This window comes from Blautia sp. HA9023, assembly GCF_056504095.1.
On record NZ_JBWLUR010000009.1, the window covers coordinates 205,498 to 220,149 of the forward strand.

The 14,652-nt window shown below is 45.4% G+C and carries 12 protein-coding genes and 1 pseudogene; 7 read left to right on the forward strand and 6 right to left on the reverse strand.

Translation table 11 applies throughout. The annotated features are described in order from the left end of the window. Positions 1–91 precede the first annotated feature (91 nt). Together eutJ and AC04Q6_RS14705 are read right to left on the reverse strand one after the other, a co-directional pair. Positions 92–916: an ethanolamine utilization protein EutJ gene (eutJ, locus tag AC04Q6_RS14700; RefSeq protein WP_021976796.1), complete on the reverse strand. Its 825-nt coding sequence runs from the start codon at positions 914–916 to the stop codon at positions 92–94. Between the two features lie 59 nt (positions 917–975). Further along, on the reverse strand, positions 976–3,108 hold the full coding sequence (locus AC04Q6_RS14705; RefSeq protein ID WP_118169903.1) for a glycogen debranching protein: 2,133 nt from the start codon (positions 3,106–3,108) through the stop codon (positions 976–978). Between the two features lie 153 nt (positions 3,109–3,261). On the opposite strand from AC04Q6_RS14705, the gene AC04Q6_RS14710 reads away from it, so the two are divergent. The 3 genes from AC04Q6_RS14710 (at position 3,262) to AC04Q6_RS14720 (ending at position 5,994) form a co-directional block, all read left to right on the forward strand. Next, positions 3,262–3,951, forward strand: coding sequence for a Crp/Fnr family transcriptional regulator (locus AC04Q6_RS14710; RefSeq protein WP_118063066.1), 690 nt, complete (start codon positions 3,262–3,264; stop codon positions 3,949–3,951). Between the two features lie 98 nt (positions 3,952–4,049). Then, a complete protein-coding gene (locus tag AC04Q6_RS14715; protein ID WP_021976799.1) occupies positions 4,050–4,793 on the forward strand; it encodes an ATP-binding protein in 744 nt (247 codons plus the stop codon). A 19-nt stretch (positions 4,794–4,812) separates the two neighbouring features. Further along, on the forward strand, positions 4,813–5,994 hold the full coding sequence (locus AC04Q6_RS14720) for a PP-loop family protein (protein ID WP_118063064.1): 1,182 nt from the start codon (positions 4,813–4,815) through the stop codon (positions 5,992–5,994). 130 nt (positions 5,995–6,124) lie between these two features. Here AC04Q6_RS14720 and AC04Q6_RS14725 read toward each other — a convergent pair whose 3' ends face one another. Beyond that, positions 6,125–6,502, reverse strand: a complete 378-nt coding sequence (locus AC04Q6_RS14725; RefSeq protein ID WP_021976801.1) for a hypothetical protein — start codon at positions 6,500–6,502, stop codon at positions 6,125–6,127. Positions 6,503–6,820: 318 nt separating this feature from the next. Here AC04Q6_RS14725 and pap point away from each other — a divergent pair, with 318 nt between their 5' ends. Next, on the forward strand, positions 6,821–8,293 hold the full coding sequence (pap, locus tag AC04Q6_RS14730) for a polyphosphate:AMP phosphotransferase (protein WP_118063124.1): 1,473 nt from the start codon (positions 6,821–6,823) through the stop codon (positions 8,291–8,293). 201 nt (positions 8,294–8,494) lie between these two features. Here pap and sigG read toward each other — a convergent pair whose 3' ends face one another. Next, on the reverse strand, positions 8,495–9,274 hold the full coding sequence (gene sigG / locus AC04Q6_RS14735; RefSeq protein WP_118063061.1) for an RNA polymerase sporulation sigma factor SigG: 780 nt from the start codon (positions 9,272–9,274) through the stop codon (positions 8,495–8,497). Between the two features lie 113 nt (positions 9,275–9,387). Then, positions 9,388–9,642, reverse strand: coding sequence for a YlmC/YmxH family sporulation protein (locus AC04Q6_RS14740; RefSeq protein ID WP_118063059.1), 255 nt, complete (start codon positions 9,640–9,642; stop codon positions 9,388–9,390). Between the two features lie 138 nt (positions 9,643–9,780). Between AC04Q6_RS14740 and nrdR the strand changes: the two genes are divergently transcribed. Further along, complete coding sequence (gene nrdR, locus AC04Q6_RS14745) at positions 9,781–10,230, forward strand: transcriptional regulator NrdR (RefSeq protein ID WP_021976805.1); 450 nt, start codon at positions 9,781–9,783, stop codon at positions 10,228–10,230. Positions 10,231–10,327: 97 nt separating this feature from the next. On the opposite strand, the pseudogene gdhA reads toward nrdR, so the two are convergent. Continuing rightward, positions 10,328–11,663 (reverse strand): annotated as a pseudogene (gene gdhA / locus AC04Q6_RS14750) (NADP-specific glutamate dehydrogenase). A 222-nt stretch (positions 11,664–11,885) separates the two neighbouring features. Between gdhA and AC04Q6_RS14755 the strand changes: the two are divergent. Further along, positions 11,886–13,103 carry an aminotransferase class I/II-fold pyridoxal phosphate-dependent enzyme gene (locus AC04Q6_RS14755; RefSeq protein ID WP_021976807.1) on the forward strand — a complete coding sequence of 406 codons (1,218 nt, stop codon included), beginning with the start codon at positions 11,886–11,888 and terminating at the stop codon, positions 13,101–13,103. Between the two features lie 180 nt (positions 13,104–13,283). Then, positions 13,284–14,645 carry a citrate/2-methylcitrate synthase gene (locus AC04Q6_RS14760; protein ID WP_021976808.1) on the forward strand — a complete coding sequence of 454 codons (1,362 nt, stop codon included), beginning with the start codon at positions 13,284–13,286 and terminating at the stop codon, positions 14,643–14,645. The last annotated feature ends 7 nt before the right edge of the window (positions 14,646–14,652 follow it).

Below are 14,652 nucleotides of genomic sequence, written 5' to 3' on the forward strand. Positions count from 1 at the left end.
AATGAATGTAAAAACTGACCAGGGGCCTGTTATACAGCCTTCTGGTCAGTTTTTACATACAAAGCAGAGAGATGATCATTTTAGAAATCAATCATATTTTGGGCAGTTCACAGTGATATGCGATGCCAAGGGGTGTAACGAGAAGAGGATGTACAGGTCTGTACACAGGAAGTTTCAGTTTCTTCTCAAAAACGGTTGTAAATTCTTTAAACATGGAAGATCCGCCTACAACGTAAACAGCCGGAACCTGATAACCATGGAGAAATTTTTCGGTAATAACAGCCATTTTTTCAACGGTTGCCTTGATTACAGGAAAAATTTCATCTTCTTTTTCCGGAGTGGTCTTTAAAATTTCCGCTTCCTCATAAGGGATTTTATAGTGTCCGGCCACAGTCATGGTCATATGGCTGCCTCCGGTAGCCTCATCGTCTGTGTAAATGACTTTGCCATCTTTCAGGATACTGATGCCGGTTGTACCGCCGCCCACATCTACAACGGCGCCGTCTGTAATTTTGAGGACAGCAGCGGCAGCGGTAGGCTCGTCTACGATATTGGTAACCTCAAAACCTGCACCTTCCAGGACATAACCGATGCTTTTGACACTGCCTTCCGAAACACCAGGAGGGATGGCAGCTGCACCGTAGGTAAGTTCTGTGCCAAGCTTTTCTTCCAGTTCATTTTTAAGCTTTGTTACAAGCTGGACGGATTCGTAATAATTAACGATCACCCCATCCTGAATGGCATGGGACGGTGCGGAAATTCCGGCGATGGGACGGTTGTTCCGGTCAACGACAGCAAGAACGGTGTTGGCAGTACCAAGGTCAATGCCCGTTTTCAGACGGCCGCGGAATTTTTTGCATTCACCGGTTTCCACAAGTTCTGCGAAATTGGACAAAGTTCTGTTTTTTAATTCCATTCAAAATACTCCATTTCTTTCGGACAAGGACAAAAAAGATTTTGTCCCTGATATGAATTTTAATAATTACGACCGGTAAAGATGGCAACGGATCTGGGCCGCATGCAGAAATCGTGCTCAATACGTGGCTCCTGGCTTTCTTCATAGAAATAACGGCCATCTCCGTCCCCAAATGTGTTGACACAGAGATACCATGCACCAGGGCGTGCAAGTTCCGGAAGCGTAACCGTTACATCTTCCCAGTATGCGTTGATAACGATGTAGATCAGGTCATCGGCGCCTTTGCTCTTATCATAACCTGCAAAGCTTACGGCGAAGGTGTGGGCATCTCTTGGGATGGTCACATCCCTTGCATCAATGTTATGGGTGTGTATGCTTTCCATACCGCATACTGCGTTTGGAAGCTTGCGGGAGATGACAGGGTGGTCTTTTCGGAACTGGATCATATATTTGAAAAATTCGAAAAGATCGTGATTTTTCTCCAGAAGATTCCAGTTGATCCAGGAAGTTTCGTTATCCTGGCAGTAGGTGTTGTTGTTTCCGTGTTTGGTGTTTCCGAATTCGTCACCTGCAAGGAACATCGGGGTTCCGCGGCTGGACATCAGTACCGCGCAGGCGTTTCGGATCATGCGGAAGCGGAGGGAAAGGACTTCCGGATTGGTGGAATCACCCTCTTCTCCACAGTTCCAGCTGCGGTTGTCGTTGGAACCATCTGTGTTGTTCCAGCCGTTTGCCTCGTTGTGTTTCTCGTTGTAGGAATAGAGATCGTACATGGTGAATCCGTCGTGACAGGTGAGGAAATTGACGCAGGAATTGTATCCTGCATAGTTGTCATTGTGATCGGAATAAAAACCGCCATACAGGTCACCGGAACCGGAAATGCTCCATGCAGCGTCCCAGGCGTTCCAGAAATCTCCCTTCAGGAAAGAACGGAGGCAGTCACGGTAACGGCCGTTCCACTCAGCCCATCTGCGGCTGGCAGGGAAAGAACCAACCTGATACAGTCCGCCGGCATCCCAGGCCTCTGCGATCAGCTTGACATTTCGAAGAACCGGATCGTAAGCAAGAAGTTCCAGAAGTGGCGGGTTGTTAAGAGGGGAACCGTCCTCATGACGTCCCAGGATACTTGCAAGGTCGAAACGGAAACCATCCACGCGGTAGTTGATGGTCCAGTAACGTAAACACTCCAGGATCATCTGACGCACGATCGGATGATTACAGTTCAGAGTGTTTCCACATCCGCTGAAATTGTAGTAATTTCCTTCCGGAGTCAGCATATAATAAACTTTATTGTCAAATCCTTTAAAGCAGAAAGTTTTTCCAAGTTCATTTCCTTCGGCAGTGTGGTTGAATACGACATCAAGAATTACTTCGATTCCATTTTCGTGGAGCTCACGGATCAGTTCTTTCAGTTCGGTTCCCTCACAGTTATGTTCTGCCTTGGAAGCATAGCTGGTGTTTGGGGAAAAGAAGTTAACGGAATTGTATCCCCAGTATTCCAGAAGACGCTTGCCGTTTACGGTACGGACATTCATGTTCTCGTCGAACTCGAAGATAGGCATCAGCTCCACCGCATTGATTCCCAGTTCTTTGAGGTAAGGAATCTTTTCACGAAGACCGGCAAAAGTTCCCGGGTGTGTGACACCGGAAGAAGCGTCCTGTGTAAATCCGCGGACATGAAGTTCGTAGATGATCAGGTCACTGATCTTACGGGTGGACTGAGGCATGTCTTCCCAGTCGAAAGAATCGCGTACCACACGGGCGTGATAGCTTCCAATCTTCTGCTGTCCCCATTCGCGCTGACCGGCAACGGCTTTGGCATAAGGATCAAGAAGAACTTTTGTCTTATCGAAGATATGGCCTTTTTCCGGTTCATAAGGACCGTCGATGCGGTAGCCGTATTCCAGGTCTTCGATGTCCAGTCCCATGACGATCATGGAATAGACATCACCGATACGACAGGCATTGGGAAAAGGAAGAACTGCGAAAGGCTCCTCTTCTCCGGAGTGGAAAAGAAGAAGCTCGCAGGATGTACCGTGACGGGTATGTGTGGTAAAGTTGACTCCGTTGGAAAGGGGAGTAGCGCCATTTAATTCAAAAAAACCGGGACGTACAGGAAATCCCGCGATAATATCTGTGGGTCGGGATGTCAGTGTATTCTCAGAAAGCATAGTCTGATTCTGTGTTTTCATTTCCGGTATCCTCCTTGGTAGAATTTTTTACAAACAAAAAATATTATAACTGATTTTCAGAAAAAAGTACAGGCTGGTAACCTATGAAGTTCACGGGAGTTGACAGAGATTGCAGAAATGTGATAAAAACCTGTACAGAGATGAGGTGAAAAAGTGGAAGAAAAAAGAAGAGAAGAATGGGTGGCCATTTTAAGACAAAGCCGGCTCTGCAGAAACCTGGAAGAAAAAGAACTCCTAAACCTCATGGAGCAGGAAGGAACGGTACGGACTTATTCCAGAGGGGAGCGGATCTTTCAGGAAACAGACCGGCCGGATTCGGTTTACATGCTTCTTAACGGAAGTGTGATCATCGCAAAAGAGACATTTTCCGGAAAAAGGATCCTTCTGGCGCAGCTGGAAAATCCAGGGGCTCTGTTCGGGGAGGTTTATGCCTTTATGGAGAAAGCTTCCTATGATATGTATGTGGAAGCGCTGACGCAGGTTTCCGTTCTGATCATGAGCAGCCGGATCTTTACAGACAGGGAAGAAAATAGTTTAAGCCGGAAACTTCGGGAAAATCTTCTTGAGGTTTTTGCCGGGAAGGCTTACAATATGAACCGGAAGCTTCGGATCCTTGGAAGCGGCAGTCTCCGGGAGCGGATCGTTCGTTTCCTTGTGGAATGCCAGGACAGTGAAGGACAGATCCACATGAATCTTTCCAGAGAAGAGATGGCGGATTATTTAAACATTACCAGGCCGTCTCTTTCCAGAGAACTGGGAAAGATGCAGGAAGAAGGAATCCTGGAACTTGACAGGCGTCAGATCCTTGTGAAAGATCAGGAAAGAATGGAGTTATATCTGTAAGGTAACATATGTTACCGAAGAATCTCCGGGATTTTTGTATGATGTCAGTGAAAACAAAAACATTTGCAGAAATATAAAAATCAGGGAGAGATGATATCATGATAAGAAAGATCGTACACATTGACGAAGAGAAATGCAACGGCTGTGGTGCCTGCACAGCTGCCTGCCACGAAGGAGCTATTGTCATGGCTAGTGGCAAGGCGAAACTGATCCGGGATGATTACTGTGACGGACTGGGAGACTGTCTTCCGGCCTGCCCTGCCGATGCGATCCGCATTATAGAGCGGGAAGCCGCAGATTATGACGCGGAGGCAGTGGAAAAAAGAATGAAGCTTAAGAAAACAGAGGCCTCGATGCCAGCAGGGAAGCCACACGTGTGCCCCGGAAGTATGGCAAGAAGCCTTAATAAAAAGCAGGAACCGCCGGTGCAGGCAGAGCAGAAAGAAGTTCCCCAAAATGCAGGGGAACAGACAAGCCGTCTTGCCCAGTGGCCCGTACAGATCAAACTGGTTCCTGTCAATGCACCATATTTTGAAAATGCACAGCTTCTGATCGCGGCAGACTGTACTGCCTACGCTTATGCAGGTTTTCATGAGAAATTCATGAAAGATCATGTGACGCTGATCGGATGCCCCAAACTGGATGAGGGAGATTATGCAGATAAGCTTGCAGAGATCATAGGAAATAATTCCATCCGGAGTATCCGTATCGTCCGCATGGAAGTTCCCTGCTGCGGAGGCATCGAGAATGCAGTGATCCGTGCCATGGAGCGAAGCGGAAAGATGATCCCATGGCAGGTAGTGACCATTGCCTGTGACGGCACGATCAGGGAGGAGCTGTAAGGAAAGGAATAAAAACAGCATGAGTGAAGAAACACTGGAGATTTCTTTTGATGAAATAGAGAAGGAACGGGAAAAATATCTTCTGGTAGATACCCGTGATAAAGTAACTGTGGAATATGGAATGATCCCGGGAGCGATTTCTGTTCCGGAACAGGAACTGGAAGAACGGGCAGAAGAACTGAAAGGGGATAAAATCCCGGTTCTTTACTGTACCAGAGGACTTTTCAGCCAGGAAGGGGCAGGGATGCTCCGGGAAAAGGGAATTCCCGCACGGAGTCTGAAAGGCGGATATACAGGATGGCTTTTTCAGCAGATGCAGAAAGAGTCCAAGAAAGGGGACAGTGAAGAAACGGAAAATGAGGCAATGGAACAGCGCCGGAAAGATATCGAGCTGAGCATCCGCAAGAAATTCCACAAGCAGCTGTTTTCCAGATTCGCCAGAGGGATCAATGACTATGAACTGGTGAAACCGGGAGATAAGATCGCGGTCTGTATTTCCGGCGGTAAGGATTCCATGTTGATGGCAAAACTGTTCCAGGAACTGAAACGTCATAACAAGTTTCCTTTTGAACTGGTATTTCTTGTGATGGACCCGGGATATAATGAGGCCAACCGTGCGGTGATCGAACACAACGCCAAACTTCTCGGAATTCCTATCACAGTGTTTGAGACTGAGATCTTTGATGCAGTTTACAATGTGGAAAAATCTCCGTGTTATCTCTGCGCCCGTATGCGAAGAGGATATCTTTACAGTAAGGCAAAGGAACTTGGATGCAACAAGATCGCTCTTGGCCATCACTATGATGATGTGATCGAGACGATCCTGATGGGAATGCTTTATGGAGCACAGGTACAGACTATGATGCCGAAACTCCACAGCACAAACTTCGAGGGGATGCAGCTGATCCGCCCCATGTATCTGATCCGTGAGGCAGATATCAAGCACTGGAGAGACTACAATGACCTGCATTTTATCCAGTGTGCCTGCAAGTTCACTGATACCTGTACTACCTGCCGTACAGACGGCACCAGTGTTTCCAAGCGAATGGAGATCAAAAATCTCATTGCGGAGCTTAAGAAGGTAAATCCCCATATTGAAAGTAATATTTTCCGAAGTGTGGAAAACGTGAATCTTCATACAGTCATTGCCTATAAAAAAGACGGCGTGAAACATTCCTTCCTGGAAGGATATGACGACTGAAAGATATAAATAATAAAAGCTGCCACCGGAGTTATGGGCCTGTTTGAGGCTTATGGTTCTGGAAGGCAGCTTTTGCTTTTTGAGTATATGGAATTATGGGGTAAATGCGTATTGAGAACATTTACGTAATCTATATGTTCTGCTTTGCAGAATGCTGGGCGCGGGCTTTTTCCCGCTGCCTGGTAAGATCATAATATTCATTAGAGACGATCCCACGGCTGGAAAGCGCTTCGTAAGTTTTCTGCTGTGCAGGGGTCATTTTCATTCCGATGGTGGAATTGACATCTGTCAGCACGCAGCCTGTTTTTTCTACCAGCCAGAAAAGAGCGGAATCATCATCCGGGATCATTTTCCAGATTTCATTTTCCGTATATGGTAAAAGGGCCATAAGGGTCTTCAAATGTCCGTCCTGGATTAGGCGGTAATCCCCATCCGGCATGATGATGCCGTCACCGTAGAGTTCTTTTTTCTTTTCCATTTCTTTCAGAAGTTCTTCTGTAAGTTTCATGATCGGCTCCTTGAGATTTGCTGCTTGGGGCAGCTTTTTTGTGCTGTTTTAACCGAATCAAGGAAGTCCCCTGCGGGGTTGCGAATATCCGTTTGACTACGAGTTAAAAAAATAACGAACAGCGCCTATATTGTATGAAGAGAAGATCAAAATGTCAATAGGTTAAAAAATATTTTTAGCTGTTTAACAAGAGTTACAATTGTGCAATATGGATATTTTTTCGGAATGATGCGTTAAATCTATGTAAAATTCGTCGTAAAACAGGGACTCCTGTGGTATAATAAGAATATTCAAAAAATTCGAGGAAGGACGATGCAGATGTTAAAAAACTGGAACCCGGAACAGATTCCGGAAAAAGAGGATATCAAAGTGCGTTTAAGTGCTGCAAGAACCAGATTATATGAGCTGCAGATGGCTCTAAAGGAGCATAAGATTCCGGTGATCGTGTTGTTTGAAGGCTGGGGAGCTTCCGGAAAAGGCAGTACCATAAGTAAAGTGATCAAGAATATCGATCCCCGTTTTTTTAAAGTCGCAACTATGTCAGCGCCTACAGAAGAGGACCTTCGGAAACCATTTCTTTACCGGTATTTTAAGGAGATCCCGGAAGCCGGTAAATTTACATTCCTGGATTCCGGATGGATGGATCAGACCTGCCGGGAGCGCATGGACAAAAAACTGAAAGGGGATGATTATGTAAAACGGGTTGACAGCATCCGCAGATTTGAACGGCAGCTGACGGATAACGGATACGTACTTCTGAAATTCTTTATGCAGATCGACCGGAAAGATCAGGAGAAACGTATGGGCATCCTTCTGGAAAGCAAAGATACCCGATGGAGAGTGAATGAATACGATCTCTGGCAGAATGATCACTACAAGAAATGCAGAAAAGTTTTTGACCAGTATATGCAGGATACCAACACTTCTTCTGCTCCGTGGTATATCGTAGATGCCAGTGACCGGAAATGGGCGGAATTACAGGTACTGGAAACCATGATCAGCAACATCGAGGTTGCCATGGAGAATAGCAAACATGCTGTGCCGATTCTCCAGAATGTTTTTCCTCTGGTGGAGATGCCGAAATTAAGCGAGATCCCTCTGGATGGAAAAGAAGTGGGAGACGAAGAGTACAAGGCAGAGCTTAAAGAACTCCAGGCGAAGCTCGGAAGCCTGCATAATCGGCTCTACCGCAAAAGAGTGCCGGTGATCATCACCTATGAAGGCTGGGATGCTGCCGGAAAAGGCGGAAATATCAAGAGGATCACGGAAGCTCTTGATCCCCGTGGTTTTGAGGTACATCCCATCGCCAGCCCGGAACCTCATGAAAAAGCCCGTCATTATCTGTGGCGTTTCTGGACAAGGTTGCCTAAAGATGGACACATTGCCATATTTGACCGGACCTGGTATGGAAGAGTGATGGTGGAAAGACTGGAAGGTTTTTGCAGTGAGAACGACTGGAGACGTGCATACAATGAGATCAATGAATTCGAGAAGGAACTTTCCGACTGGGGTGCTGTGATCGTGAAATTCTGGGTCCACATTGATAAAGATACCCAGCTTGCAAGATTTAATGACCGCCAGAACAATCCGGAAAAACAGTGGAAGATCACAGATGAGGACTGGAGAAACCGTGAAAAATGGGATCAGTATGAAACCGCAGTGGATGAAATGCTGCAAAAGACCAGTACTGTTTATGCGCCATGGCATATCCTGGAATCGGTAGACAAAAAATATGCAAGGCTGAAAGCACTTCGGATCGTGATCGAAGAAATTGAGAAAGCGCTGAAATAACAGAAAACAGAAGTTGCCTGTGAATGCCCGTTTTATGCGGGTATAGACATGGAATCAACATAAAAAAATGCGGCAGGGTAACGGACATTATTTTATAAAAAGTTTTATAAAAGAGTGCCGGTGTATATTCTGCCGCAATGATTTTGTTATGGGTTACATAGTCAATGCAGATGGTTTTATCTGTCTGGTATAGCGTTTGGGTTAATTCCTGAGATAATTCCGCATACTGCGAAGGGCATGTTTTTCCAGGCGGCTGACCTGGGCCTGGGAGATCCCGATCTCATCGGCAACTTCCATCTGGGTTTTTCCTTCGTAGAAGCGGAGATCAATAATGTGTCGTTCCCGTTCTCCCAGCCGGTTCATGGCGTCCCGGAGAGAAATATCTTCCACCCAGTTTTCCTCCCGGTTCTTTTTGTCGCTGATCTGATCCATGACATAGAGAGTATCTCCTCCTTCGGAATACACCGGCTCAAAAAGGCTCACCGGGCTCTGGATCGCATCCATGGCATAGACGATCATTTCCTTGTCAATGCCGATCTCATCAGCGATCTCCGCGATGGTAGGCTCTTTGAGATGCTGCCGCATATAGTTTTCCCTGGTGTAGATGGTTTTGTAGGCGATATCCCGCAGAGAGCGGCTGACCCGTATGCTGTTGTTATCCCGGAGATATCTTCGGATCTCACCGACGATCATAGGAACTGCATAGGTAGAAAACTTTACCTGAAGGGTGGTATCAAAATTATCGATTGCTTTGATCAGGCCGATACAGCCGATCTGAAAAAGGTCATCTGGATTTTCACTGCTGTTCTGAAAACGGCGGATCACGCTTAAAACAAGCCGCAGATTGCCTTTGATGTACAATTCTCTGGCTTCTTCATCGCCAGCTTTGATTCTTTTGAAGAGCTCATCCTTTTCTTCCTGGTTGAGAACAGGAAGCGTTGAGGTATTTACTCCGCAGATTTCAACTTTATTCAGTGCCATCTTAGAATCCTCCTTGTCTTGTCAGTACATTAAGATGATTCTCAGAGGGCGGTTGAAATATACTTTTCCGGGGAAAATATAAAAAATAAAGGGCCTTGACAAATGTAGTCGGTTCAGTCTCCTCCCAGCCGTTTTTCATCACGGAAATCAACAAGGATGATATCTTCACCAATCTGGCGGATGCAGTCCCAGGGGATGATGCATTCACTTTCTCTTGAAAAACACCAGCAGAATTTCCCGGGTTCCGGCATGATCAGGGCTTTCAGCCGGGCGGTTTCACAGCAGAATTCCACATCAAGAGGACAGCCAAGGCTACGGCAGGTGTGGATATTGATCACTTCTTTCTGTTTCAGTTCGCAGATACGCATAAATTCATCACCTGATATGATTTTATGGAAAATCTGTAAAATTTATGCAAGTCCGATTATTGACACATTATATGCATTTATTCTATAATAAAAACAAATTTAGTAATGATTTTTTGATCCGGAAAGGGGGAGAGTTCCGTGAGATGTCCGTTCTGTAACCAGGATAATACAAGAGTTGTAGATTCCAGACCTGTAGAGGATACCAATTCTATCCGCCGCCGCCGTCTCTGTGATGCCTGCGGAAAGCGTTTTACAACTTATGAGAAGGTGGAAACGATTCCACTGACTGTGATCAAGAAGGATCAGAACCGGGAGAGCTATAAACGTTCCAAGATCCAGGATGGTGTTCTTCGTGCCTGCTATAAACGCCCCATTCCCATTGAGAGAGTGGAAGAGATGATCGATTCCATAGAAGGGGATATTTTCCGGTCAGAAGATCGTGAGATCAGCAGCACCAAGATCGGAGAGATCGTCATGGAGCATCTGAAGGATCTGGATGCTGTGGCATATGTACGTTTTGCGTCTGTATATAGGGAATTTAAAGATGTCAGTACCTTTATGGACGAGCTGAAGAAACTGATCAACTGAAAAACTCATAATAACATATAAAAAAACAGGGACCTCATGGGGAAAATTCCTCTGCGGTCCCTGTTATAATTTATGTTAATGATTCAGGAAACTTAAATTAAACAATACCCTGAGCTTTCATAGCGTCAACAACTTTTTCGAAGCCGGCGATGTTTGCACCTACAACATAGTTGTCTTCCATACCGTAACGTTTAGCAGCGTCATCAGCTTTGTGGAAGATGTCGATCATGATGTTGTGAAGTTTCTCATCAACCTCTTCTCTTGTCCAGGAAAGTCTCATGGAGTTCTGGCTCATCTCCAGTGCGGATGTGGCAACACCGCCAGCGTTTGCGGCTTTACCAGGCATGAAGAGAACACCGTTCTCCTGAAGGTATGTTGTTGCATCAAGAGTAGTAGGCATGTTAGCACCCTCAACGACATATTTGCAGCCGTTTGCAACCAGTGTTTTAGCTCCGTCAAGACCAAGCTCGTTCTGAGTAGCACATGGAAGATAGATATCACATTTGATGTTCCAGATGCCAAGTCCCTCTGTGTAAGTAGCACCCTCAACACGGTCAGCGTACTCTTTGATACGTCCACGTTTAACTTCTTTGATGTCTTTTACAACGTCAAGGTTGATTCCGTTCGGATCGTAGATATATCCGTTGGAGTCGTTCATTGCAACAACTTTGGCACCAAGCTGAGTAGCTTTCTCAACAGCGTAAATAGCTACATTACCGGAACCTGTTACAACGATTGTTTTTCCTTCTACGGAATCATTGTGAGCTTTGGCGATCTCGTTGAGCATGTATACAACACCGTAACCGGTAGCTTCTGTACGGATCAGGGAACCTCCGAAGGAAAGACCCTTTCCTGTAAGGACACCCTCATAAAGGCCACGGATTCTCTTGTACTGTCCGAAGAGATAACCGATCTCACGTCCGCCGACACCGATGTCACCAGCCGGAACATTCTGTATCTGCGCCGATATATTTGCAAAGCTCTGTCATAAAGCTCTGGCAGAATGCCATAACCTCTCTGTCAGATTTACCCTTAGGATCGAAGTTGGAGCCACCTTTTCCACCGCCGATCGGAAGGCCTGTAAGAGAGTTTTTAAAGGTCTGCTCAAAACCAAGGAATTTCAGGATACCCTGATTTACAGAAGGATGGAATCTTAAGCCGCCCTTGTATGGCCCGATCGCACTGTTGAACTGAACACGGTAACCTTTGTTGACCTGTACAGTTCCGTTATCATCGATCCACGGTACTTTGAAGGAGATGATCCTCTCTGGCTCTACAAGACGCTCAAGGATGGAAAGTTTACGATACTCTTCCTCATTTTTGTCAATTACGACTTTAAGGGAATCGAGAACTTCCTTAACTGCCTGATGGAATTCTGGCTCGCCAGGATTCTGTGCTACAACTCTTTCATAAACTTCTTCTGTGTAAGACATTGTTGTTTCCTCCTCATCACGTATTAAATTGTGTTTGAAAACTAAATTCGAGTGCTATTATACATTAACCTGCTAAAAAAGGGAAGTGCTAAATTAAAATTTTTAAAATTTTTATTTCTTGCGTTGAAAGCACAAATGTGAGAAGATATAGAAATAGATATTTTTTGACTATGAAAATAAAATGGTTAAATAATAGTGAAAATGAGAAGAGGAGTGGTTTTTATGAGAACATTCGGGAAATCATCAAAGCTTGATAATGTATTGTATGACGTGCGTGGACCGGTTGTGGATGAGGCTGCCAGAATGGAAGAAGATGGGATGGAGATCCTGAAGCTGAATATCGGTAACCCGTATCCGTTTGGATTTTCCGCACCGCAGGAAGTGATCCTGGATATGCTTAGTAATGTACGTACTTCACAGGGATATTCCGATTCCAAGGGTATTTTTTCCGCAAGAAAGGCGATCATGCAGTATGCCCAGCTTCGCGGGATCCCGGGAGTTACCATTAATGATATTTATACAGGAAATGGTGTCAGTGAGCTGATCAATCTCTGTATGCAGGCACTTCTGGATAACGGGGATGAGATCTTGATCCCGGCTCCGGATTATCCCCTGTGGACGGCAACTGCCACACTGGCAGGAGGAAATGTAGTCCACTATATCTGTGATGAGCAGTCTGACTGGTATCCGGATATCGAGGATATCAAGAGTAAGATCACACCAAGGACTAAAGCGATCGTTATCATCAATCCAAATAACCCGACAGGTGCCGTATATCCGAAGGAGATCCTGGAGCAGATCGCGGACATTGCAAGAGAGCATGAGCTGATCATCTTTTCCGATGAGATCTATGACCGCCTTGTTATGGATGGATACAAACATACTTCCATCGCTTCTCTTGCGCCGGATGTATTCTGCGTGACATTTTCAGGACTGTCAAAGTCTCATATGATCGCAGGTTTCCGTATCGGATGGATGATCTTAAGCGGAGCCAAGAACAAGGCTAAAGGTTATATAGAGGGAATCAACATGCTTTCTTCCATGCGCCTTTGCTCCAATGTTCCGGCACAGTCGATTGTACAGACTGCACTGGGCGGATATCAGAGTGTCAATGAGTATATCCAGCCAGGCGGACGTGTTTACGAGCAGAGAGATTTTATCTATAAGGCTCTGAATGATATTCCGGGAATTTCCGCTGTAAAGCCGCGTGCGGCATTTTACATATTCCCGAAGATCGATACCGAGAAATTCAATATCTATAATGATGAGCAGTTTGCCCTGGATTTCCTTCATGACAAGCAGGTTCTCATCGTTCCGGGTAAAGGCTTTAACTGGAACCAGCCGGATCATTTCCGTATTGTTTATCTGCCGGATATCCGTCAGCTGGATAAGGCAATGAAGAAGATGAAAGAGTTCTTTGCTACATATAAGCAGGTCTGATCACCAATACAAATATTTTCGGCATAGACCAAAACGGAAAAAAATGCTATAATCATATCTGAAATATCCCGGTCATCAGGGTCGGGATATATGAAATAAGACCAGAATTGCTTGAGAGGGGAATGAGGAGGGACCGTTATCGGACAGCAATAAAACAGAAATCGAAAGGGGAAATAACGGATGAGCAAATTCAACATGAAAGTGACACCTGAGATTGAGAAACTTACGCAGATCTGTCGTGAGAATGATAAACTGGATCTGTCTTTATATGGCAAGTACGATGTCAAGCGAGGTTTGCGTGACCTGAATGGAAAGGGTGTCCTTGCGGGACTTACCCAGATTTCCAATGTCCAGGCAACCAAGATCGTGGATGGGAAAGAGGTTCCCTGTGCAGGTAAGCTTTCTTACCGGGGATATGATATCAAGGATCTGACAAAAGGCTTCATCAATGACCGGCGTTTTGGTTTTGAGGAAGTAACCTATCTGCTTCTTTTCGGAAAACTTCCGAATCAGGAAGAACTGAATGAATTTTCCGGGATTCTTGCGAATCAGCGCCAGCTGCCGCGGAATTTTGTAAGGGATATCATTATGAAGGCGCCATCCAGAGATATTATGAATGCTCTGTCAAGAAGTGTGCTGACACTTTATTCCTACGACAAAGATCCGGATAATATTGAACTGGAGAATGTGCTCCGTCAGTGTATCAATCTGATCAGTGTTTTCCCGTTGTTATCTGTTTATGCATATCAGGCCTATAATCATTATGAGAAAGGTAAGAGCCTTTATATCCATCAGCCGAAGAAGGAACTTTCCACAGCAGAAAATATCCTGCGCCTTTTAAGACCGGATAAGAAATATACGGCACTGGAGGCGGAGATTCTGGATATTGCTCTGATCCTTCATATGGAGCATGGCGGCGGTAACAACTCTACCTTTACTACACATGTGGTTTCTTCTTCCGGAACCGATACGTATTCCGCAATTGCGGCAGCCCTGGGTTCTCTGAAAGGCCCGAAACACGGTGGCGCCAACATCAAAGTTGTAAAAATGTTCAATGATATGCGTAAGCATGTGCATGATTACAGTGATGAAGAGGAAGTCAGTGTTTACCTTAAGAAACTTCTTCACAAGGAGGCCTTTGATAAACGTGGGCTGATCTATGGTATGGGACATGCGATCTATTCTGTTTCCGATCCACGTGCAGAAGTATTTAAGGGGTATGTGGAGCAGCTTGCAAGAGAAAAAGGCAGAATGAAGGATTATCAGCTGTATGCTACGGTAGAGCGCCTTGCGCCAAAGGTTATTGCAGAGGAGCGTAAGATCTATAAAGGTGTCAGTGCCAATGTGGACTTTTACAGTGGATTTGTTTACAGTATGCTGGATCTGCCCCTGGAACTCTACACACCGATGTTTGCCATTGCACGTATTGTAGGCTGGAGTGCACATCGTATGGAAGAGCTTATCAATGTGGATAAAATTATCCGTCCTGCATATAAGAATGTTCTTCCGGAAGCAGAGTATATTCCTCTTGGTGAGCGATAGGAAAGGC